This is a genomic window from Brevundimonas sp. P7753, from assembly GCF_013386595.1.
Lineage (GTDB): Bacteria > Pseudomonadota > Alphaproteobacteria > Caulobacterales > Caulobacteraceae > Brevundimonas > Brevundimonas bullata.
Window position 1 is genome coordinate 1 of sequence record NZ_JACARP010000114.1, and the last position, 2,503, is coordinate 2,503.

A 2,503-nucleotide genomic window follows, 5' to 3' on the forward strand; every position below is an offset into this window, starting at 1 on the left:
ATCACCACGCCCTCCCCACCCGGTCGCTTCGCGACCACCCTCCCCATGAAGGGGAGGGAGAGACGCGGCGCATGGGTTATCGACGCCTGGGCGACAGGATGTCGCCGAGGCGGTCGGGCGTGCCCTCGATCCGCTCCAGATGCGGGTAGCGCAGACCGTCGTGGTAGTCGAAGCGGACGGTCTTGAAGACGTCGCCGTTCTTGAGGATCAACTCGATGGGGGCGGCCGATCCCTTGGCGGCGGTGACGGCCTCCTTCAGCGCGTCGGCGGAGGCGGCGCGACCGCCGACGGCGACCACTTCCCAGCCCGAGGTCAGGCCCTGCTCGAAGGCCGGGCCGCCCCAGACGACCGAGGTGATCCGGTTGGCCTTGTTCATCATGAAGCCGAGGGAATAGGTGAAGTCGTTGCGGCCCAGCTCCTTGTAGAGGGCGCCCATGTAGCCCGACGGCTCCTCCTTGAAGACCAGGCGGTAGCCGCCGCGCTCGATACCGTCGAGCGGGCCGCGCGAGGTCGGGCCGACCGCGTCCAGACGCTCGCGCAGGAAGCCGGGCCAGTTGCCGGCCTGGACCCCGTTCAGGGTCGAGGTCACGGTGTCGAAAGTGTAGGGGGCCGGGTTCCAGTCGCCGTCCTGGGCGCCGAAGAAGGCCTTGGCGAAGTCGTCCAGCGACTTCTTGCCGCCGGTCTGCTCGCGGATCAGGGTGTCGGCGTCCAGCCAGATCAGCGAGCCCTCGCGGTAATAGTCCTCGCTGCGCTGGTAGGAGCCCCAGGGCTGCGGGCGGCGCTGGCTGATGATGGGGTCGTTGGTGGTGTCCTGCATGGCGCGCCACTGGCGGCCGGGGATGTTCTGGAAGCTGGCAGCGGTCATGGCCAGGACGTCCACGGCCTGCTGCTTCGACATCAGGCCCGCGCGGGCGGTCAGGACGAGGCCCCAGTACTGGGTCTGGCCCTCATAGACCCACAGCAGGGAGTTCTGCAGCGGCTCGTTGAGGTTGGGGGTCATCTGGTCGGCGGGGCGGCGCCACTTGCCGTTCCAGCTGTGGGTGTATTCGTGGCCCAGCAGGTCGCGGTCGGCCAGGGTGGCCTCGCGGTCTGTGAAGTATTTGGGATCGACGCTGTTCTCGGACGAGCGCTGGTGCTCCAGGCCGATGCCGCCCAGCTTGTCGGTCACGGCCACCAGGAAGTCGTAGTGGTCGAAGTGGCGGGCGCCGAACAGGCGGTCGGCCTGCTGGACCAGGTTGCGGTGGAGCTGGATGTGCTCGTCGGTGGCTTCGAGCATCTTGGCCGTGTCGCCCACCACGTTCATGCGGACGGGCGAGCGACCGCCGGGATCGAGGTCGATCTGGCGGTAGTGCTGGCCGGCGAAGACCGGGCTGTCGGCCAGGTGGTCGAGGGTGATGGGGGCGAAGCTCGCTACGCCATCCGTGAAGCTGACGGTGTCGAGGCCGGCGCCGTAGTTCCAGCCGGCGGGCAGTTTCAGGCTCGGCTTGAAGGTGATCTGCCGCGAGTAGTAGCCGGCGGGATAAAGCAGCGCCTTCTCCCACTGGATGTTCAGCATCTCGGGGGTGACGACGACGCGGCCCTGATTGCCCTCGATGGGGGTCAGCCACTGGAAGGCGACCTCGATCTGGCTGACGCCGGCGGGGACCTCGATCTGATAGGCCCAGGGCTGGACCGTGTTGCGCACCCACTCCAGCCGCTGGCCGTTGGCGGTAAACGTCAGCCCGCCGACGTTGGCGACGGGGCCGGCGGGGCTGTGGTTGCCCGGCAGCCATTGGGGGTAGAGCAGGACCATGGGCCCGGCCTGGGCGACGGGAATGGTCTGGCGCACCTGGACCAGGCGGCGGTCGATGTCGGTGGCGTCCACGTCGATGGTGATGACGCCCGGATAGGCCACGTCGCGCGGGGCCGGGATCGGCGCAAGCGCCACGGGCAGGGCGGGCGTGCCGACTTGAGCGAGCGCGGGCGCGCCCATCGAGATCAGCAGGGCGGCGGCGCTGACGGCCAAGGCGAAACGCTTCATGGACAGGAATTCCCCAAGGGCCGCCCCAACGCGGCTCGAACTGGGCCGCAGACCACAATGCGTCGGCCCCTGCGTCAAGCGAGGGAGGGCGGGATTGCACCGTGCAGAGAAAAAAACAGTGCAATTAGTGCAATAGCCAGGGGGAGAAGGGCGGTCAGGCTTTTTCCGTGGCCTGCCTGGCCAGGGCGACCTGATGCTGGAGGTCTTCCAGCCGGGCGCGTTCCTTCCGCTTTTCCTTTTCGACGCGCAGGAGGTCGGTGCGGGCGTGAGCCGCGCGGGTTTCGGGCGAAGGGCGGCTGGTCGCGGCGAGGTCGCGATGAATGCGGGTCCAGCCGCGCGCCTCGATCATGCGGCCGGCGCGGATGGCCTGTTCGGCGTTGAGCCAGGCGACATCGGCCAGTTCGGTCGGGGTGGCGTAGGCTTCGAGCAGGACCTCGCTCGGTCCCTGAAGGTCGAAGTCGGGATGGGGCGGCGCAGCGGGGC

2 protein-coding genes are annotated in these 2,503 nt (G+C 68.8%); both read right to left on the reverse strand.

Annotation, left to right across the window (positions count from 1 at the left end; all coding sequences use genetic code 11):
* Positions 1-76: 76 nt before the first annotated feature.
* Positions 77-2,020: a M61 family metallopeptidase gene (locus HX774_RS17435; protein ID WP_178828730.1), complete on the reverse strand. Its 1,944-nt coding sequence runs from the start codon at positions 2,018-2,020 to the stop codon at positions 77-79.
* Between the two features lie 154 nt (positions 2,021-2,174).
* Positions 2,175-2,503, reverse strand: a 329-nt coding sequence (locus HX774_RS17440; RefSeq protein WP_178828731.1) for a hypothetical protein, incomplete at its 5' end; no start/stop codon positions are given.